The organism is Kribbella sp. NPDC020701, assembly GCF_055562215.1.
On record NZ_JBVHFT010000073.1, the window covers coordinates 1 to 1199 of the forward strand.

General features: G+C 65.6%; 1 protein-coding gene. It reads right to left on the reverse strand.

Annotated elements, in window-relative coordinates; translation table 11 throughout:
* A partial coding sequence (locus tag ACZ3HV_RS44580) for a reverse transcriptase domain-containing protein (protein ID WP_465693964.1) occupies positions 1–692 on the reverse strand: 692 nt, incomplete at its 3' end.
* Positions 693–1199: the final 507 nt, after the last annotated feature.

The window sequence follows — 1199 nt, forward strand, 5'->3', positions numbered from 1 at the left end:
ACCTGCCCCTCGACCATCACACCTGCCCGCAGCCACAACCGCAGCAGCTTCAGCACCCGACGATCCGACACCCGCTTGGCAACCCCGGCCATCAACCGGTCATGGTCGATCTCACCAAAGAAGTTACGAATATCGAACTCCACGACAAAGCACCGACCCTCGATGAACCCGACCCTGAGCCGTTCCATCGCCTGCGTCGCCGACCGCCTCGGCCGGAACCCGAACGAGCACGACAAGAAATCCGCCTCGAAGATCGGTTCCAGCACGAGCTTGGCCGCCTGCTGGGCCACCCTGTCGCGGACCGTCGGGATCCCCAGCGGCCGCCTGCCACCATCTGGTTTCGGGATGTCAACCCGCCTGGCCGGAGCCGGACGGTAGACCCCTGCGCGGAGGTCATCACGCAACTCACGCAACATGCGGTCCACGCCATAGCCCTCCACCGCGACCAGAGTCTGCTTGTCGACCCCGGCCGCGCCACGATTCACACGGACCCGTTCCCACGCCTCCCACAGCACGTCACCTCTGTGGACACGGTCAAACAGAGCATGGAAACGCCGCCCCTCAGACTGCTTGGCCGCAGCCCATAGCGTGCGTTGAAGTTTTCGCACCTTCGCCGGTGACGGCACCAGCCGCTCCCCAGCTACGGCGGGCTGAGACCCGCCGGGGTTGTTGGACCGGGCGGTCCCGGTCATGCCCTGACGCTTACCCTCTCCGTACGCGTGACCAAAGTCGGGGCCCTTCCCTCCTGGCGCGTTATGTTCCACGCCGATCACCGGTACTACGACCCCGTCGGACTCCCGCTGCCCTCCGCTCGCTTTCACCATCGGCTTATACGACCGGTCTCTCGCCCGACACCAGGCATGGACAGACGGGTCTCTTCTGTTCCGGACCAGACCTTGCACACGTGCCACCACCCGTACCCCGAGGAGACCCATCGAGCTGACCCCGGAACAGGGCCCGACAGACATGGCCTTCGCCGTGACATGAGCGGCTCGGCTCTCCCACTGTGGATCTGACGAGGCTGCAGTGTTCGCTTCATGCTGCGGCCCGCGTGCTTGCTCCCTCCAAAGAGGCTCTCGACACCCCGCTCAGCCCACCAGATCTCTCCAATGAACCGGGGCCTGCTACCCGGCGCTCCGGTACCTACCGGGACGGGACTCACACCCGCCGGCCTGGCCCAGCTTCCAGAACGCAACATG